The sequence below is a fragment of the Maledivibacter halophilus genome, assembly GCF_900167445.1.
GTDB lineage: Bacteria > Bacillota > Clostridia > Peptostreptococcales > Caminicellaceae > Maledivibacter > Maledivibacter halophilus.
Map to the genome: position 1 here is coordinate 100,181 of NZ_FUZT01000004.1, position 18,763 is coordinate 118,943.

At 30.3% G+C, this 18,763-nt stretch carries 20 protein-coding genes and 1 riboswitch; of the genes, 17 read left to right on the forward strand and 3 right to left on the reverse strand.

The annotated features are described in order from the left end of the window. Positions 1-103 precede the first annotated feature (103 nt). From B5X81_RS08650 to B5X81_RS08685, 8 genes are all read left to right on the forward strand, one after another. Positions 104-949 carry a MerR family transcriptional regulator gene (locus B5X81_RS08650; protein ID WP_079490996.1) on the forward strand — a complete coding sequence of 282 codons (846 nt, stop codon included), beginning with the start codon at positions 104-106 and terminating at the stop codon, positions 947-949. A 68-nt stretch (positions 950-1,017) separates the two neighbouring features. Further along, positions 1,018-1,575 (forward strand): hypothetical protein, encoded by a 558-nt coding sequence (locus B5X81_RS08655; protein WP_079490997.1) that lies wholly within the window; start codon positions 1,018-1,020, stop codon positions 1,573-1,575. Between the two features lie 109 nt (positions 1,576-1,684). Next, entirely contained in the window at positions 1,685-2,857 is a 1,173-nt protein-coding gene (locus B5X81_RS08660) for a DUF4932 domain-containing protein (RefSeq protein ID WP_079490999.1), read from the forward strand. 76 nt (positions 2,858-2,933) lie between these two features. Further along, the gene (locus tag B5X81_RS08665; RefSeq protein ID WP_079491001.1) at positions 2,934-3,341 is read left to right on the forward strand and encodes a GFA family protein; all 408 of its coding nucleotides are present in this window, start codon (positions 2,934-2,936) and stop codon (positions 3,339-3,341) included. Positions 3,342-3,924: 583 nt separating this feature from the next. Continuing rightward, positions 3,925-4,803 carry a UTP--glucose-1-phosphate uridylyltransferase GalU gene (galU, locus tag B5X81_RS08670; protein ID WP_079491002.1) on the forward strand — a complete coding sequence of 293 codons (879 nt, stop codon included), beginning with the start codon at positions 3,925-3,927 and terminating at the stop codon, positions 4,801-4,803. A 51-nt stretch (positions 4,804-4,854) separates the two neighbouring features. Then, entirely contained in the window at positions 4,855-5,991 is a 1,137-nt protein-coding gene (locus B5X81_RS08675; protein ID WP_079491004.1) for an MGDG synthase family glycosyltransferase, read from the forward strand. Between the two features lie 101 nt (positions 5,992-6,092). Continuing rightward, on the forward strand, positions 6,093-6,638 hold the full coding sequence (locus B5X81_RS08680; RefSeq protein ID WP_244282040.1) for a TDE2712 family protein: 546 nt from the start codon (positions 6,093-6,095) through the stop codon (positions 6,636-6,638). Between the two features lie 125 nt (positions 6,639-6,763). Next, the gene (locus B5X81_RS08685) at positions 6,764-6,955 is read left to right on the forward strand and encodes a PspC domain-containing protein (RefSeq protein ID WP_079491007.1); all 192 of its coding nucleotides are present in this window, start codon (positions 6,764-6,766) and stop codon (positions 6,953-6,955) included. 9 nt (positions 6,956-6,964) lie between these two features. Here the strand turns inward: B5X81_RS08685 and B5X81_RS08690 are convergent, their stop codons facing one another. Further along, on the reverse strand, positions 6,965-7,672 hold the full coding sequence (locus B5X81_RS08690; RefSeq protein WP_079491008.1) for a zinc dependent phospholipase C family protein: 708 nt from the start codon (positions 7,670-7,672) through the stop codon (positions 6,965-6,967). A 251-nt stretch (positions 7,673-7,923) separates the two neighbouring features. On the opposite strand from B5X81_RS08690, the gene B5X81_RS08695 reads away from it, so the two are divergent. The 6 genes from B5X81_RS08695 (at position 7,924) to B5X81_RS08720 (ending at position 15,184) form a co-directional block, all read left to right on the forward strand. After that, the gene (locus B5X81_RS08695) at positions 7,924-9,534 is read left to right on the forward strand and encodes an S-layer homology domain-containing protein (protein WP_079491010.1); all 1,611 of its coding nucleotides are present in this window, start codon (positions 7,924-7,926) and stop codon (positions 9,532-9,534) included. Positions 9,535-9,607: 73 nt separating this feature from the next. Beyond that, positions 9,608-9,709: riboswitch (purine riboswitch) on the forward strand. A gap of 165 nt (positions 9,710-9,874) precedes the next feature. Further along, entirely contained in the window at positions 9,875-10,468 is a 594-nt protein-coding gene (locus tag B5X81_RS08700; protein ID WP_079491011.1) for a xanthine phosphoribosyltransferase, read from the forward strand. Further along, on the forward strand, positions 10,461-11,603 hold the full coding sequence (locus B5X81_RS08705; RefSeq protein ID WP_079491013.1) for a BMP family ABC transporter substrate-binding protein: 1,143 nt from the start codon (positions 10,461-10,463) through the stop codon (positions 11,601-11,603). Before B5X81_RS08700 ends, B5X81_RS08705 begins: the two co-directional genes overlap by 8 nt. A gap of 9 nt (positions 11,604-11,612) precedes the next feature. After that, positions 11,613-13,133: an ABC transporter ATP-binding protein gene (locus B5X81_RS08710; RefSeq protein WP_079491014.1), complete on the forward strand. Its 1,521-nt coding sequence runs from the start codon at positions 11,613-11,615 to the stop codon at positions 13,131-13,133. A gap of 29 nt (positions 13,134-13,162) precedes the next feature. Next, positions 13,163-14,251: an ABC transporter permease gene (locus B5X81_RS08715; protein ID WP_170917337.1), complete on the forward strand. Its 1,089-nt coding sequence runs from the start codon at positions 13,163-13,165 to the stop codon at positions 14,249-14,251. Continuing rightward, positions 14,252-15,184: an ABC transporter permease gene (locus B5X81_RS08720; RefSeq protein WP_079491017.1), complete on the forward strand. Its 933-nt coding sequence runs from the start codon at positions 14,252-14,254 to the stop codon at positions 15,182-15,184. It begins immediately after the preceding gene. Positions 15,185-15,329: 145 nt separating this feature from the next. Here B5X81_RS08720 and B5X81_RS08725 read toward each other — a convergent pair whose 3' ends face one another. Both B5X81_RS08725 and B5X81_RS08730 read right to left on the reverse strand, forming a co-directional pair. Continuing rightward, positions 15,330-15,563 carry a hypothetical protein gene (locus tag B5X81_RS08725; protein WP_079491019.1) on the reverse strand — a complete coding sequence of 78 codons (234 nt, stop codon included), beginning with the start codon at positions 15,561-15,563 and terminating at the stop codon, positions 15,330-15,332. A 21-nt stretch (positions 15,564-15,584) separates the two neighbouring features. Next, positions 15,585-15,806, reverse strand: coding sequence for a YgaP family membrane protein (locus B5X81_RS08730; RefSeq protein ID WP_208985026.1), 222 nt, complete (start codon positions 15,804-15,806; stop codon positions 15,585-15,587). 295 nt (positions 15,807-16,101) lie between these two features. Here B5X81_RS08730 and B5X81_RS08735 point away from each other — a divergent pair, with 295 nt between their 5' ends. The 3 genes from B5X81_RS08735 (at position 16,102) to B5X81_RS08745 (ending at position 18,735) form a co-directional block, all read left to right on the forward strand. Continuing rightward, entirely contained in the window at positions 16,102-17,460 is a 1,359-nt protein-coding gene (locus B5X81_RS08735) for an MATE family efflux transporter (protein WP_079491022.1), read from the forward strand. Between the two features lie 121 nt (positions 17,461-17,581). Then, positions 17,582-18,367: an Mrp/NBP35 family ATP-binding protein gene (locus B5X81_RS08740; protein ID WP_079491024.1), complete on the forward strand. Its 786-nt coding sequence runs from the start codon at positions 17,582-17,584 to the stop codon at positions 18,365-18,367. A gap of 2 nt (positions 18,368-18,369) precedes the next feature. Next, positions 18,370-18,735, forward strand: a complete 366-nt coding sequence (locus B5X81_RS08745; protein WP_079491025.1) for a NifB/NifX family molybdenum-iron cluster-binding protein — start codon at positions 18,370-18,372, stop codon at positions 18,733-18,735. The last annotated feature ends 28 nt before the right edge of the window (positions 18,736-18,763 follow it).

Sequence of the window (18,763 nt, forward strand, 5' to 3'; positions counted from 1 at the left end):
CAACCACTTTTTTAGTTTATGAAATATAATAGCCAAACTTCTAGGAAGTGCTATAATATGTATTAGAGTATGAGAGAGAATACTGGAATTGGAGGATTAGGTCTTGAAGAAAGAAGCAGAAGATAAATATTATAAAATTGGAAAGATATCTAAGATTTGCAATATACCTGTCAGAACGTTACATCACTATGATAATATTGATTTATTAAAACCAGCAAAGGTTGACTCCATTAATAATTATCGATACTACTCTCATGATCAATTACTAGAGATAAATACAATTAAATATTTTAAGGAAGCTGGCTTCTCACTTAATCAGATTAAAAAGCTTCTAGAAAGAAATGATTTGGAATATAGCCGACAGATGATTAAATGTAAAAGTGAAGAAATTGAAACAAATATTTTGAAGCTCACATCATTAAAGAATAAGCTAAACGTATATCTTGAAAAAATGATTAGTAATGGTCAAAATTTTACTAACTCTATTGATATTTGTGTGAAAGATATTCCTATTTCATATGTTGCATATTCAAGATATATTGGGCCTTGCAGGCAAGATGAATTTTATTTAAGATTTACCAAGTTAACAAATGTAGTGGAAAAGAATAACCTTCGAATGATTGGCACAATGATGGCTATTTATTATGATGATTATAGAAATTTTGATTATTTACAATCAGATATAGAAGTGTGTGTTAAGGTTGATGAGAATAGAGAATATGATAATACTGTAAGAAAATTTGGGGGCTTTCTTGGAGTAGTGGCCTATCATTATGGAAGTTATAGTACAATGAATCAAACATATAGGAAAATGCTAGATTGGTTAGATAAAAATGAGTTAGCTTTTCTAGGGGGAGCTGTTGAAAATTATATAATAGATGCTATAACTACTAGCTGTGAAGATGATTACATAACGGAAATAATATTACCAGTAAAAAATATAAATTAATTTCTTGACCCTACAGTAACTGTAGACCTTATAATTTTGGTATAAAATATTTTAAGGGGGTAATATGAATGCCGGTAGTAAAAATTATTTTAATAGCACTTTTAGTAATTATCGTGGGAATAATATTATTTCTAAATTATGTTGGATTCTTTTCTAAAATTGTTATTGAGGAAAAAAAAATGGGACCTTATGTTTTAGTTTACGAAGAACATAAAGGAGACTATAAGGGAACACGAAAGATACAAGACAATATTTATGATTCACTTTTAAATAAATATGGTATTGAAACTTTTAAAGGATTTGGAGTGTATTATGATGACCCTAAAAAAGTTTCTAAGGAAGAATTAAGAAGTATAGCTGGCTGTATTTTGGAGGAATCAGATTATAACAGTATTAAAAAGCTGAAAGAGAGTAATTTTAAAGTTACAGAAATACCAAAACAAAACTCTATAGCTGTAGAATTTCCGTTTAAAAATGCATTTTCAGTTTTTATTGGGATTATGAAGGTTTATCCAGAGATTAATAAATTTGTTGAAAAGAATGGGTTAAATCAGAAGGAAATAATGGAAGTTTATGATGTTCCCGCTAAAAAAATTATTTATATAATGAACAATAGTAAAATCTAAACAATAATAAAAAAAGGCCGTTGAACATAGTGCTATAAACTATACCATAAATAACGACGGTTTTTAAAAAAGAGTTTTTAAGTTAAAGTATATAAAAGGAGAAGGTAAAATGTTTAAAAAGATTATAGTAGTTGTAACACTATTATTTTGTCTATCAACGATATTTAACGTAGCATTTAGTATAGATAAGAAAACAACTACTAAAAAAGAGTTAGATTCAAATATTTTATTTGAAACAAGCGAAGGGATAGAATATACTATTAGTACAAACGAAATGATTGATACATATATTATAGCTAGTGCATTATATATGGATTTTAACAGTGAGATATTAATGCCAAATACTGAAGACTATGCAATATACAAAAGAGCTAAGGAATTTTTCAGTCCATATGCAAATCATAGCTTTCTAAAAGATTTTAATAAATATGTCTACAATGGGGACATAAATGGAGATGCTATCGGGGTTCTATTAAGCTATAGTTCAACACCATCTCTTGATAAAATATGTGAGGTTGATGCTAAGTATAGAAACTATGTTTTTAAGGATGATGAAGAAATAGATTCCTTTATAAAAGGACTTAAATCATTTTATAAATATACCAATGCTAAAGAATTCTTTGATAATAATAAGGGTTTAATAAATAGTATAAAAAGTTATGTTAAATACAACATTAAGGATAGTAGATTAATTGAGCTTATCAAAAGAACAGAAGAATATGTAAATACTAAGAATAAATATTTTGGTGACTTACCTATAGAGTATGAAACTGTTTTAACCGTATTTAGGCCCTCTATGGCAAGTTTTTATTCTTATAAAACTCATAGCACAAATAAAATAGTAACCTTTCAGTCTCCAAATGATTTTACCTGTGACCCTTATAAATTAGATATTAATTACATGGTTGAAAATGTTATTCATGAATATCTACATTCGTACATAAATACTCCTATATATCATATTGCAACTAGTAAATGTACAGATACAAACAAATATTATACAAGGTTAACTGAGAATACTTTATATAGGAATATGCCATTATACAGACAGGTAGATGAATATATAGTTAGGGCTATTGAAGGGAGAATATATACTCAAGTATTTGGGAAAGAATATACATTTAATCGACTACTTAATAAAGAAATTAGATTTGGAGGATTTGAACGGTTAGATGAAATTTATAACTATCTATCCAATTACGAGATAGATAGAAATAAGTTTCCTACCATCGATGATTTTTTACCAGGATTAGTCGAAAAGTTAACTAGAAGATTAGACTAAAAATTACACCTTATTAGATGAAATTCGATTTGCTAATATTACTATTGAATATTCAAAAAAGAAAGGATAGATTATTATGAGATATAAGGGTTCATGTCTTTGTGGTGAAATAAATTTTGAAATAGAAGGAGAATTTGAAAATTTCTTTCTTTGCCATTGTGAGCGATGTCGTAAAGATACTGGTTCAGCTCATGGTGCAAATCTATTTTCGCATACAGCAAAGTTGAGATGGCTGTCTGGTGAAAATAAGATAAGAACTTTTAATTTTAAATCTAGTGGGCATATAAAAAGTTTTTGTACAAATTGTGGATCGGCATTACCGAATTTGCAGATGGATGGGAAATTATTAGTTGTTCCTGCTGGAAGCCTTGATTGTGAAGTTAACATTAAACCACAAGGACATATTTATATGGCAAGCAAAGCAAACTGGGATGACGAATTAGAAAATGTTCCAAAATTTGAAAAACTTCCTTTAGAAGAATAGAATGTGATTGCGAATATATTGATAATAAGCAATAGCAAAAGCAAAAAAAATTCGTCTAACAATACAGACATCAACGAAAAAAAAATAAACAACACTTAACCGGAAAATCATCAAAAAGATTTTCCATTTTTTATTATTATAGGACAAATAACTCACATCATATATATAAACTGTAATCCATTATCGCCTTCTCCACCTGATTCACATTTAATAATCCTTGCTAATAATTCTCTATCTGAGTAAGCCATTTCTTTCATCTCCTTAAAGACATAAATCACTGACAAAACTTACAATATTATTTTATGCATAAAATTTATAAAGGTTCATAGAAATTCATACAAAGGTATTTAATAGATTTAACAAAAGGTTGCTAGACTATTATGTGTATTGAAATAAATTTATAGGAAAATTAATACAACTTTTAAATATAGAAAGAAACTTTGCTTTGTTGCAGTTGGACAATAATATAAGTATAATAATAATGTAGATAATAATGGAAAAAATATGTTTGAATTTTCGATATATTATTGATTAGAATACATAGAATTATTTACAAATACTAATTTTGCAAGGAGGCTTACATATGAAGGTACGAAAGGCTATAATACCAGCAGCAGGCCTTGGAACTAGGTTTTTGCCTGCCACTAAAGCACAACCTAAAGAAATGCTTCCAGTTGTTGACAAACCAACAATTCAATATATAATTGAAGAAGCTGTGGATTCAGGGATAGAGGAAATTTTAATTATAACAGGACGAAACAAAAGAGCTATTGAAGATCATTTTGATAGATCAATAGAGCTAGAAATTGAACTCAAGAAAAAGGAAAAGAATGAATTACTTTTACAGATAAAAGAAATTTCTGATATGGTTAATATACACTATATAAGGCAAAAAGAACCTAAAGGATTAGGTCATGCAATTAACTGTGCAAGAAGTTTTGTTGGAAATGAACCCTTTGCTGTTTTACTAGGGGATGATATTGTTTATAGTGAGTATCCATGTTTAAAACAGTTGATTGAAGTATACGATGAATATCAAACTACTATATTGGGAGTACAAACAGTTTCAGAAGAAAATGTTAGTAGATACGGTATAGTTGATGGAAAATTTATTGAAAATGATGTATATAAAGTAAAAAATCTAGTTGAAAAACCTTCTAAAGAAGAAGCACCTTCAAACATTGCTATTTTAGGGAGATATATTATAACGCCAGAAATATTTGATATACTTGATAACACTAGACCGGGAGCTGGTGGAGAAATACAGTTAACCGATGCCCTAAAAGAATTGTCTATGAATCAAGCAATGTATGCCTATATATTTAAAGGCATCCGATATGATGTTGGCAATAAATTAGGCTTTTTACAAGCTACTATAGAATTTGCATTAAGAAGAAAAGATTTAAAAGAGGACTTCAAAAAATACTTGCTGGAACTTTTTAAAAGTGAATTGTTAAAGTGAATATAGAATTGAAAGACTAATACGCAGAAAACATATTGGGGGAATAATAATATGAAAAAAATATTAATTTTTACTGCTTCAACAGGAGGTGGACATAATCAAGCAGCAAAATCTCTGGCATCAAAGTTTCAATTATATGGCTATGATGTAACGGTTGTAGATATTTTAAAGTTGACTAATAAAATAACAGAAAAGTTTTTTGCTGATGGATATGAAATTTTATCTTGTAATTTACCAAAGATATATAGGGGCCTTTATAAGTATAGTAATAAGCAAAAAGTAAATATTAAATTATGTAAATATATATATAGGATATTTAAAAGAAAAATATATAAAAGCACTCGTGAAATTAATCCAGATTTAATAATTGGAACCCATCCCTTCATTGTAAATATTATAAGTAGACTTAAACAAAGGAAACGTATATTCGTACCTTTTGTATCGGTTGTTACTGATTTTAAAGCTCATAGTACATATTTTAATAGACATGTAGATGCATATATAACGGGAAGTGAATATACAAATATAGGAATGATTAAGGAAGGGATACCTGAGGATAAATTATACTGCTATGGGATACCTATAAGAGAAGAGTTCTTATCAAATAACGGTAGTAATGATATTAGAGATAATCATGACTTTACAGTTCTATTGATGGGTGGAAGTATGGGAGTGAAATCAATAGAAGAGGTTCTAAAAGGTTTAGTTAGCTGTAAAAATAAAATGAAGATTATTGTAGTATGTGGGAATAATAAATCATTGATGAATAGAATAGAATCAGAGTATCAGAGAATGCCAAATGATAAAGAAATAGTAATATATGGGTTTACAAATAATATTCCAAATCTAATGACTAATTCTGACGTGTTAATTTCTAAGCCTGGAGGATTAACTGTTTCTGAAGCAATAGCAAAAAGGCTCCCTTTGTTGATTCCTTATATGCTTCCTGGTCAAGAAGAAGATAATGCCCAGTTTTTATCTGATTCTGGTATTGCTATGGTAATAAAGAATATTGATGAAATTAATAATATAGTAGATAATTTAGTCAGTGAAACTTATATATTAGAAGAGATGAAAGAAAAGATGGATAATATAGCTGAGAATTATTCTATTGATAATATTGTAAAATTAGGTGATGAATTGATAGAAGATTACAAATTAATGAATTATTTCAAAAGAGCAGAGTAAAAGAACAGTTGAGTCCTGCTCTTTTACTTATTTAACTTTACTTTTATAGGAAACTTTGAGTATAATAAAATGAAAGGCTATTTAAGAAGGGAGAAAATATGATGGAAAGAATTAAAGTGAATTTAGATGTAATTGAAGCAATGCTTTATTATTGGCAAGCAACAAGTGAAAAGGAAAAGGTTGGAGAAGCCTATTTAAATGATATAGCAAGTATGCCTGCCATGAAGTTAATTTATGATGAAGAATTTAATGAAGAGTCTGTTAGAAGGGCATTAAGTGCTATTTCAAATAGAGAAATGTTTTCTGGTGAAAACAAAAAAGAAGGTAGATTTTGGAATAATAATATGTGGATGTTAGAAGATTTAGGGTATACTGATATGATGGTTACTCCTCTTAAAACTTTAAATCTAAAGTCATTAATTGGAAAGCTAAAAAATGTAGAAAATAGTTCACAATATGAAGAGATTGAAGTTGCTTTTGTACCAGACCATTTAGAGATTTATAGAATAGTTGATAATAAACTTATAGTAAATTTCTTCAGGGTAAAACCTTCTTTGTATGATGAAAGTATTTCTATAGGAGAAAAGGATATAATGGAATTTATTGAAGAAAAAATTATTGAATTATTATCTGAGAAAACTTCATAGTTCTAAATTGGCAAAAATGCATTTAAAAGTTCTTGATTTGCTAATTTAGATAAAAATATAATTTTATTATATAGTTATGGGGATTTTAAAATCATAACTAAAGATTTATAATTAGGAGGAGAACTATGGGAAATGGGAAAAAACTATATAGATCAAATACAGATGTAAAGATTGCAGGAGTATGTGCAGGAATAGCAGAATATTTTGATATTGATTCAACATTGGTAAGATTAGGATGGATACTTTTTGTGCTAATGGGAGGATCAGGAATTATAGGATATATAATAGCATGGCTTGTAATGCCCCAAAGGCCATAAAAAATCCACTTAGTGGATTTTTTTTATAACCTCATCATAAAAAGTTAGCATACACCCTGCAGTAGTTCTTTGTGCCAAAGGTAGGGTACAGCTGGCTATTTTATAATACCTTCCTTCATCTTCTTTAATGTTTTTAAATCTCTTATAAACCTTTATAGCAACCTTTGCATTAAATCGTATATATTCTTCTATAGTATCCAATCTATAAGCATTTTCTTTTGCTTTAAAATTCTCTATATACTGATATGTTCTTTTAATAAAAGTTTCATATTGCTTATGATTATCAAGTAGTCTTGCGTTTGCATGTTGAGGAATTGTCATGTCTTGAATTATATGAAAAGCTGCCCCAAGGTAAAACATTGCCTTTTCTTCTTCCTTTTTAAGCCATAAATTTTTAGCTTTATTATAATATTCTACTGTTAAGTCCATAGCTGTTCTTCTTCCATAAAGTCCCCGTTTTGTATGCGGGTTATACAAATGACAACTGCTTTTAAAATCTTGATCAGCCCAAAAAGCCCCTTCATTAATATGATAGATATTTAAAGTGAAAATTTCAAAAACATCATTATAGCGGTCATTTTTTAAGATTCTTAATGCTTGTATATTTATAAACTTATGAACATTGCAATGGGTATTAATGATTATTTTTTTAAAAGGATTGAGAAAAGTAAAGGCATAATTTAGAAAACTTCCGTAGTTTTTTTCAATAAGGCTCATGCTGTTTTTACCTCCATAAAATTAGGTATTATTTATCTTATATATTAGAGTTTACAAATTATTAAAAAATATTGATTTTTATTTTGAATTAAATAATATAAATTCTATAAACAGCTTCTAAACTGTAACTTAAAAGTTAAACAATAAAGTACTATCTGTGAGATTATGTTGGTTTACATAATTAACAAATTTTGTTCATTGATTTTAACCTGTTTATTTTTTAATGTATATAGTAGGGAGGTTTAAAAATTATGTCGAATAGAAAATTTGTTAAAAAAATTGCAGTATTAAGTAGTGCTTTATTATTAACGGGTATGGCCTTATTTCCAAATGGTACATATGCTCAAATGAAAAAGCTAAATATGTCATATATATATTTTGGAAATACAAATCTTTACAGCTCTTATGTTGAGAAAACTCAAAATTCTCTAAATGTAATATCACCAAACTATTTCAACTTAGATGAAAATGGAAATTTACAGATTGTATCAATAAATGAATCATTTATTAATGAAATGCATAATAAGAACATAAAGGTAATACCATTTCTTAGTAATCATTGGGATCGTAATCTTGGAAGGACTGCCTTTGAAAATAAAGAAGCTTTAGTAAATGATCTTTATAAAACTATAATGGAAAGTAATCTGGACGGTATAAATATAGATATAGAAAATTTAACAGAAAGTGATCGCGATGATTATACAGATTTTGTTAAGTTATTAAGAAAAAAGCTGCCTAATAACAAGATTATTTCTGTTGCGGTGGCTCCAAATCCTTATAATACTGATAAGGGATGGCAGGGATCCTATGATTATGAGGAGCTTTCTAAATATAGTGATCATTTAGTAATAATGACCTATGACGAAAGTTATCCAGGAGGACCAGAAGGACCAGTTGCCAGTATAGATTTTGTTGAAAAATCAATAAAAAATGCTTTAAAGGAAGTTCCAAGTGAAAAGATTTTATTAGGAATACCTTTTTTTGGACGGGTTTGGAGTGAAGATGGAAAAATTAAAGGACAGGGTATAAGCATTAAACAAGTAAATGAATTGATAGAAGATTATGATAGTAAGGTTATTTATGATGATAAAGAAGAATCTCCTAAGGTTATAATTGATATAAAACCCTATGACAAGGAGCCTACTTTATATGGGACAAAGTTGGAAGCAGGAACATATACAATTTGGTATGAAAATAATCAGTCAATAAAAAATAAACTTAGACTAGTACAAAAATATAATTTAAAAGGTAGTGCTAGTTGGAGCTTAGGTCAGGAAGATGATAAGATTTGGAATCATTATGGATCTTGGCTAAACGGATATTATTTTAATGATGTTGAAAATCATTGGGCTGAAGAGTCGATTTTTAATATGCTTAATAAAAATATAATGAAGGGTACTAGTGACTCATCGTTTTCTCCTGATAAAGCATTGACTAGAGCTCAAGGAGCTGTTATACTAGTTCGTGCACTAGGATTAGAAAAGCCTAATAATATGGGAGCTAATTTTAAGGATATTTCAAGTGATTATTGGGCAAAGGAAGAAATAGATATAGCTTCTTATCATGGAATTATAGAAGGATATGGTGACGGAAGCTTTATGCCGGAAAAACCAGTAACAAGGGAAGAGATGGCTGTTATGTTAGATAGAGTAGTATCGGAGAATTATGAGAACATATTTAATGAAATAACTTTTGACGATATAGATAATAAACGTTGGTCTTATAAATCTGTCTCTCAAATGGTTAAGGCAGGTATTATTAAAGGTTTTGAAGATAATACATTTAGACCAATGGAGAATATTACTCGCGGTCAAGTTGCTGCTTTAATGGATAGAATAATACCTTATTTGGAAAATAAATAAAAACTTTCTATAAAGATATTGATTTTTTTCGATATTTAATATAAAATTAACATTGAATCGAACAATATACGACAAAAAAATAAGAAAGTTCGCCCGTATAATTTTGGTAATATGGACCAGAAGTTTCTACATGACTACCTTAAATAGTCTGGCTATGGGTGTTTAATTAACTGTTTTATAAGAAAGTAAATACTTTAAGGATATCTCATCTAATGGTATTGGAAAGTATTAACTATTATAAAATATGATATTAAACTCTCATTTTAAAATGGGAGTTTTATTTTTTTGTAATTACAAATGCGTCGTAAGACGCTTTCGTTTACTTGAGAGGAGGTAATGGATGGAGCTTTTAGAGAAGAAAATATTAGACGAAGGAAGAGTTGAGGGAAAGGATATTTTAAAAGTTGATAGTTTTTTAAACCATCAATTAGATATTAATTTCCTTAATGATGTTGGAAAAGAATTTAAGGAAATTTTTAAAGATATAAAAGTAGATAAGATTTTAACAATTGAAGCATCGGGAATAGCAATTGCATGTGTGGCTGCAATGCACTTTAATGTGCCTGTTGTTTTTGCTAAAAAAACTGAATCAAAAAATCTAGATAAGGATACTTATGAAGGTGAGGTTTTTTCCTTTACAAAGGGTAAAACCTACAAAATTAGAGCTTCCAAAAGATACATAAATAAAAATGAAAATATACTAGTGCTTGACGATTTTTTAGCAAAGGGAAGGGCAGTGCTAGGGCTTATAGATATTATTAAGCAGGCAAAAGCAAATCTCGTTGGTGTTGGGATCGTAATTGAAAAGGGTTTTCAAGAAGGTGGTAATGTTCTACGTAATATGAATGTAAATCTTAAATCCTTGGCGATTATTGACTCTATGGAAAAAGGAAAAATAAAATTTAGACAACAAAGGGGAGAAAATTATGTTTAAAAGAACACTATCAATTTTATTAGTATTAGTTTTATCATTTTCACTTTTAGCAGGATGTGGTAACGAGGCTTCAGAAAAGCCTGAAGAAAATCCTAAGGCAGAGGCAACAGCAAATACTGATGATGGGAATACTGATGATGAAAAGTTTAAGGTTGGTTTTATTTATGTAGGACCGATTGGTGATGGTGGATGGACATATTCTCATAATGAAGGAAGATTATATTTAGAAGAAGAATTAGGAGTAGAAACAATCTACAGAGAATCAGTACCTGAAGACCAAAAAGTTGAAAAGGTTATGAAGGACATGATAGACCAAGGTGCTAAAGTTATATTTGCCACAAGCTTTGGATATATGGATTATGTAGAAAAGGTTTCAAAGGAATTCCCAGAGGTTAAATTTTTACATTGTTCAGGATATAAGACAACAGAGAATATGTCTAATTATTTTGGAAGAATATATGAGGCAAGATATTTATCTGGTATAGTTGCCGGGATGAAAACAGAATCAAATAAAATAGGTTATGTTGCTGCCTATAGTATACCTGAAGTAGTTAGAGGAATAAACGCATTTACTCTAGGTGTTCAATCTGTAAACCCTGATGCTAAAGTTGCCGTAAGATGGACCCATACTTGGTATGATCCAGCTAAAGAAAAGGAAGCAGCGAAGGCATTATTGGATGAAGGTGCAGATGTAATAGCACAGCATCAAGATACTGCTGGGCCACAACAGGCGGCTGAAGAAGCAGGAGCCTTTGCAGTTGGATACAATACAAACTCCTATGAGCAGGCACCAAAGGCTTTTATGACAGCTCCAATTTGGAACTGGGGGCCATATTATGTAGAGCAGGTTAAAGCAGCAATGGATGGTAACTGGGAAAGTCATAGCTACTGGGGTGGTTTAAAGGATGGTATAGTTAAGCTTGCGCCAATTACAGAAAACGCTCCAGAAGGTGCCCAGGAGAAAGTAGATGAAGTTAAGGAAAAAATACTAAATGGAGAATTAAATGTTTTTGGTGGACCTATTAAAAATCAAGATGGAGAAATTGTAGTCAAAGAAGGAGAAGCTTTATCTGATAGTGAAATGTTATCAATTGAATGGTTTGTAGAAGGTGTAGAAGGCAAAATAGAAAAATAAGGTGATAAGATGGAAAAGAAGACGCTGGTAGATATACAAAACATATCTAAGACCTTTGGAACAGTTGTTGCAAATAAGAATATTAGCCTTAAATTTTATAGTGGTGAAATTCACTCAATTTTGGGAGAAAATGGTGCAGGAAAGAGCACTTTGATGAATATGCTGTCAGGGATTTATAGCCCTGACAGTGGTTCTATTTTTGTCAAAGACAAAAAAGTTAGATTTAACCTACCTAAAGATTCAATTAAAATGGGAATAGGTATGATACATCAACACTTTAAATTAGTGGATATTTTAACTGCTAAAGAAAATATTATTGCTGGTCAAGAAGGAAAATTCTTCATAAATAGCAAAAAGCTTTCTAAGGAGATTAAGGAGATTTCTGAGAAATATGGACTGGAGATATCTCCTGACAAAAAAGTTTACAATATGTCAGTTGCCGAAAAACAAAGATTAGAAATTTTAAAGGTTTTATATAGAGGAGCAGACATTTTAATATTAGATGAACCAACAGCGGTATTAACGCCCCAAGAAACAAAGAGACTTTTTAAAATAATTAAAAGAATGAAGGAAGCTGGTTGTGCAGTAATAATAATTACTCATAAGCTCAACGAGGTTATGGAAATTAGTGATAAAATTACAGTTCTTAGAAAGGGAGAATTTATTAGAACTGTAAATAAAGAAGATGTAGGTCCTAAAAAGCTGGCAGATTTAATGGTTGGTAGATCAGTAGATTTATCAATTGAAAGAATTGAAACTAAAAATAAAAAATCCATATTGAATGTGACTAATCTTTCGGTAATAAATAGTGAGAATACTAAAGTTCTTGATAAAGTATCCTTTGATATTAGATCGGGAGAAATATTGGGAGTGGCAGGTGTGGCAGGAAGTGGTCAGAAAGAGCTTTGTGAGGCCATTGCTGGATTATATCCTGTTTCAGGAGGAAATATAGTCTACAAAGATCAAAGTATTTTAGGTAAGAATCCTAGGGAAATTATTAAAATGGGAATTAGTATGAGTTTTGTGCCTGAGGATAGACTGGGAATGGGCCTAGTAGCTTCTATGGATATAGTTGACAATGTGCTTTTAAAGGAATATCAGAGTCAAAGGGGGGCCTTCCTCAGTAGAAAGCCTGCCAGAGAGAAGGCAAATAGAATTGTAGAAAAATTAAATATTGCAACTCCTGACATTAATCATCCAGTTAGAAAGCTTTCAGGTGGAAATATTCAAAAAGTACTTTTAGGAAGAGAAATTGAGACCAATCCCAGCTTGATAATTACTGCATACCCAGCTAGAGGACTTGATATTGGTGCTGCCTATACTGTATATGATTTATTAAACGAACAAAAGAAAAAAGGTGTAGGGATTTTATTTATAGGAGAAGATCTTGATGTTCTTATGGAGCTTTGTGATAGAATTTTAGTTTTATGTGGTGGGAAAATAACGGGCATTGTAGATGCCCAGACTGTCACAAAAGAAGAATTAGGCTTTATGATGGCAGGAGAAACATTGGGGCTAAAAGTGGAATAAGCTTATGATATTACGAAGGAATGATAACTTTGGTTAGAATAATTAAAAAAGCAAATATAAGTAGGACTAGAGCTGCAACAACTAAATTTATTGGAATTTTATTGGCATTACTTACTGCAACATTATTTATACTCTTTTTAGGGCACAATCCTATAAAAGTATATATTTCAATGCTAGATGGATCCTTTGGTTCATTATATAGATTTAAAGAAACTATAATTAATACTATCCCTTTAGTAATTACAGCCCTTGGTATTCTAATTGCATTCAAAATGAAATTTTGGAATATCGGGGGAGAAGGGCAAATATACATGGGGGCTTTTTTATCAAGTTTTGTTGCTTTAAAATTTCCAGAAATGTCAAAGCCAATATTACTATTATTAATGATTATTGCAGGGATAATAGGTGGTGGAATTTGGGCCCTAATACCGGCTATATTTAAAGCAAAATACGGAACAAATGAAACATTATTTACATTGATGATGAATTATATAGCTATAAAGTGGATAACTTATCTACAATTTGGGCCATGGAAAGATCCAAATGCATTGGGGTTTCCTAAAATACCCAATTTTTCAGATAATGCCACATTACCAAAGCTTTTTGGCATTCATATGGGATGGTTGATTGCAATAATATTAGTATTTTTTACTTATCTATTTATGCATCATACTAAAAAAGGATATGAAATTTCAGTTATAGGAGAAAGTGAGAAGACTGGTAAATATGCTGGTATGAATGTAAAAAAAGTTATTGTAACAGCTATGTTAATAAGTGGAGGCTTTTGTGGCCTTGCTGGAATGATTCAAGCATCGGCTGTTAATAATACTTTATCTGTTGAGCTTTCGGCGGGAACTGGCTATACGGCAATTATTGTTGCTTGGTTATCAAGTCTTAGTGCTCCTCTAATACTTCTAGTATCATTCTTGTTTGCAATTTTAGTTCAGGGAGGAGCTTATATACAAACTGCTTTTCAAATTCCTCAGTCGGCTGCTCAAATACTTCAGGGTATGATTCTGATGTTTGTATTGGGAAGTGAATTTTTTGTTAATTATAGATTAGTTATAGATAAAAAAATATCACTAAATAATAAAGGACTAGAAAAGAGGTGTGAATAGATGGCGATTATAGCTTTTTTAAGTGCGGCAGTACAATCAGGTACACCTCTGCTATTTGCAACCTTAGGAGAAATTATGACAGAAAAATCCGGGAATTTGAACCTTGGTGTTGAAGGTATGATGCTAATGGGTGCAGTTGTAGGATTTCAAGTTGGTCTATTAACATCGAGTCCTATTTTAGCATTGTTTGGTGCGGCAGGAGCTGGTGCCCTTACAGCCCTTATCTTTGCTTTTCTAACGATAACATTAAAGACAAATCAAGTTGTAACTGGATTATCCTTGACAATCTTAGGTACTGGTGTATCAAGCTTTGCTGGACAAGTGCTTATAGGGGAGGTTGTTCCACAAGCTATAAAGGAATTTTTTAAACCGGTAGAAATTCCTGTAATAGGAAAAATCCCCTTTGTTGGAGAAATATTGTTTCAGCATAACTTATTTATTTATTTAGGTTATATTATGGCTATTATATTAGGTATCTATTTATACTATACAAGAAAGGGATTAAATCTTAGAATGGTAGGAGAAAATCCTTCAGCAGCAGATGCAAGTGGTATAAATGTCGATTTATATAAATATATTCATATTCTAATTGGAGGAGCATTGTGCGGACTTGGTGGAGCTTATCTTTCATTGGTTTATGTGCCTGCTTGGCAGGAAAATGTTACAGCAGGAAGAGGGTGGATTGCAGTGGCTTTGGTTATATTTGCCACATGGAGTCCATACAAAGCTTTAATTGGATCATATTTCTTTGGCGGTTTAGATATAATAGGCTTTAGGCTTCAAAAATATGATATAAAGATTTCCCAGTATATTGTTGATATGCTTCCATATGTGGTTACCATACTAGTACTGATAATAGTATCTACAAAGAAGGGTAAAGAACATATGCCTCCTGAAGGTCTTGGTAATCCTTATTTTAGAGAAGAACGATAGAAGAGGCGTTGTGAAATAATTTAATTAATTAGTTTGATAGTATTTTTCATAAGAAATATGACCATAATAATTGGATTTATAGTTTTTCATTATTATGGTCATGCTTTTTTAAAGAGCTATTTTTTTATTTTCTGATATAATATTGCTATTCAACAAAATTATTGGGAACTTTAAACCATACATTACCATTGTTTGTTTGGTATACATCGTATGAATATTCGTCTCTTATCTCTCCGGCATTTCTTATGCTTTTCACAACTAAATTATTTTGTTTAATATATTGATTCTCCATTTCAATATAATCATTAAAGGTTTTAGCATTGGTAAAATATATTGCTTTTTCCTTTGAACTGCCATTTCCATCGTATTGAAGCTTCACAACTAATCACCTCACAGTATTCTATTTTTTAATAATATTATTCTTTATTTCCATTATGCTATTCCTACGTGTAGAGACTCCAAAGGCATATAGTAAAGGGCAGAATTTTGTTATTCCTTCAGCAACCTTCATAGATCCTAAAAATATAAATGAATTGGAATGTTTTTTAATGCCGATTCCAAGCATTGATAAACCGGCTGTTATTCTCAAAAAGGCATCAGTATCTCCAACATTTTTTCTCATAATCCCATCTCCTAAATTTTTTGGCTATATATTTTTAGTATTTTTATTCTTTATAGTATTAATATCACCAGAATAAAGAAAGTTAGAATGGTAATAATTGCATATACAATTATTATCCTTAATATAGTGGTTTATAATGGAATATATTTTGATAGTAAAACTCTAGAGATTTAAAAACCAATATAGCAGGTAGTTTTTACAAGAGGTAATTATGCAATTTTCTCAAACAATATTAAATATATAGAAATAATGTTATAATATAGTTAGTATAAAATTACTGGATAATGGAGGAAAAATGAATCATTTACAAAAAAGAACATTCATTCTTGAAGGGAAAATGTCAAAAGTTATTTATACTCTGGCATTGCCTATAATGCTTAATAATTTATCACAAACACTATACAATTTAGCAGATGCATTTTGGGTAAGTAAAATAGGTGAAATTGAATTTGCTGCAACAGCTTTTGTGTGGCCTGTGCTTTTCTTGATTATATCATTAGGAATGGGAATGAATATTGCAGGTACTGCCTTGATTTCCCAGCATATAGGAGCAAACGAGAGTAAGGAAGCCAATAAAGTTGCTGGTCAATTGTTTATTTTTTCTATAATTATATCTTTGTTATTTGCTGTAATAGGATTTATTCTTACTCCTTATATTATAAAATTAATGGGTGCCCAGGGAAATTTATTTACTTTTAGTAGAGAGTATCTAGGCATAATGTTTTTTGATATTCCAATTCTTTTTATAGTATTTGTATTTACTGCTATAAGACAAGGTCAAGGAGATACAACAACACCGATGGTTATTAATGTATCAAGTGTTATATTGAACGTTATTTTAGATCCAATCTTTATATTTACACTAAACCTTGGAATTAAAGGAGCAGCTATAGCTACAATTCTATCGAAAGCAGTTTTTGCCGCTTATATTATATACCTTCTTTTTTTTAGAAAAAATGGCATACATATTACTCTTAAGGATATTAAATTAAAGAAAGAAATAATATCAAAAATTATTAGAGTAGGGTTGCCGGCATCATTGGGGCAAGCAGGATCGGCCTTTGGCTTTATAGTATTAAATGGCTTTGTTGTATCCTTTGGAGATTATACATTAGCAGCCTTTGGAATTGGTAATAGGATTAATTCTCTTGTTCTTATGCCTGCAATGGGTGTAGGAAGTGCATTGGCCACAATTATAGGACAAAATATGGGGGCAGATAATATTGATAGGACCCGTGAAGCCTTTAAACAAAGCTTATTAATGGTTATAGGATTTCTATTTATCGGTTCAATAGTATTAATTCCTTTTTCAGAAAATGTCATTAAAATATTTGCAGAAAATTTAGTAGTAATATCAGAAGGAACCTACTATTTAAAATTAATTGCTGCTTCCATGCCCCTTATGGGAGTATTCAATTGTTTAATGGGGGTTTTCCAAGGGTCAGGGCATACAATTTACACAATGTATATGAATTTAGGGAGATTATGGGGATTGAGGATACCAATGATATTACTGTTTAAAAATTTTACGGATTTAGGTAGTAAATCTGTATGGTTTGCAATGGTTATTAGTAATTTTATTATATGTTGCTTTGGAATGATTATATATATGAGGGGAAAATGGCAGAAAAAAGTTAATAATGAATATGCATAAAAAATCTATACTTTTGTGTATAGATTTTTTTATTTTCTAAAAATAGTTATTGGCATTTGACAATAACAAAAAAAGGAGTATAATATAATTAGCATATGCCAAAATAGGAGGTTAAAAACATATGATTGAAAAGGAAAAAACAAATGAAAAAACTAATATTAAGAAAGTTATTGCAATAATGAGTGGTAAAGGTGGGGTAGGAAAATCCTCTGTAACTTCTTTAGTTGCAACAACTTTAAATGAAAAGGGATATAAAGTAGGTATAATGGATGCAGATATTACTGGTCCAAGTATTCCAAAGGTCTTTGGGATCAATAATAAGAGAGCTAAAGGAAATGATGCTGGAATAAATCCGGTAATCACCCATACTGGAATAAAAGTTATATCATTAAATCTTTTAATTGATAAGGAAGATTCTCCAGTAGTTTGGAGGGGGCCATTAATTGCAAATACAGTAAAACAATTTTATACTGAGGTGAATTGGGGAGATTTAGATTATTTACTTATTGACCTTCCACCGGGTACAGGTGATGTTTCATTAACTATTATGCAATCATTGCCTTTAGATGGGATAATAGTAGTGTCTTCACCCCAGGATTTGGTTAAACTTATTGTTAAAAAGTCACTAAATATGGCAAAGATGATGAATACACCAGTACTTGGTATAATTGAAAATATGAGCTATTTTAAGTGTCCTGAATGCGGTAAGAAAATAAATATTTTTGGTGAAAGTAAAGTAGAAGAAATAGCTGAGGAAATGGGTGTAGATTATATAGCAAGTATTCCTATTGATCCAGAATTTGTTGAATTAAGTGATGAAGGGAAAATTGAGTTGTATGGGAAAATTAAATATGGCTTAATGGAAGATTTTGGAGATAAAATATTGTCAAAAGTAGAGGAGGTTTAGCAATGAAAGTATGTATTACGAGTAAAGGAAAAGAAAAGAATTCACCTACGGATTTAAGATTTGGGAGATGTAAATATTTTGCAATCTATGATGACGAAACGGAAGAAATAGAATATATTGACAATTCATCAATAAGTGCAAATCAAGGTGCTGGAATTACAGCAGCACAAAAAATAATCGATATAGGAGCTGGAGCTGTTGTTACAGGAAAAATGGGTCCAAATGCCATGAAAATAATTGAGGCATCAAATATTGATGTATATAGATTTGAGGAAGGCACAGTAGAGGAAGCTGTAAAATCCTTTAAAGAAAACAAATTATCTAAAATAAATACTCCTGTTTCTGCACATTCAGGTCTTAAAAATTGAAAAAACACTAGAAATAAGGGTGGAGATA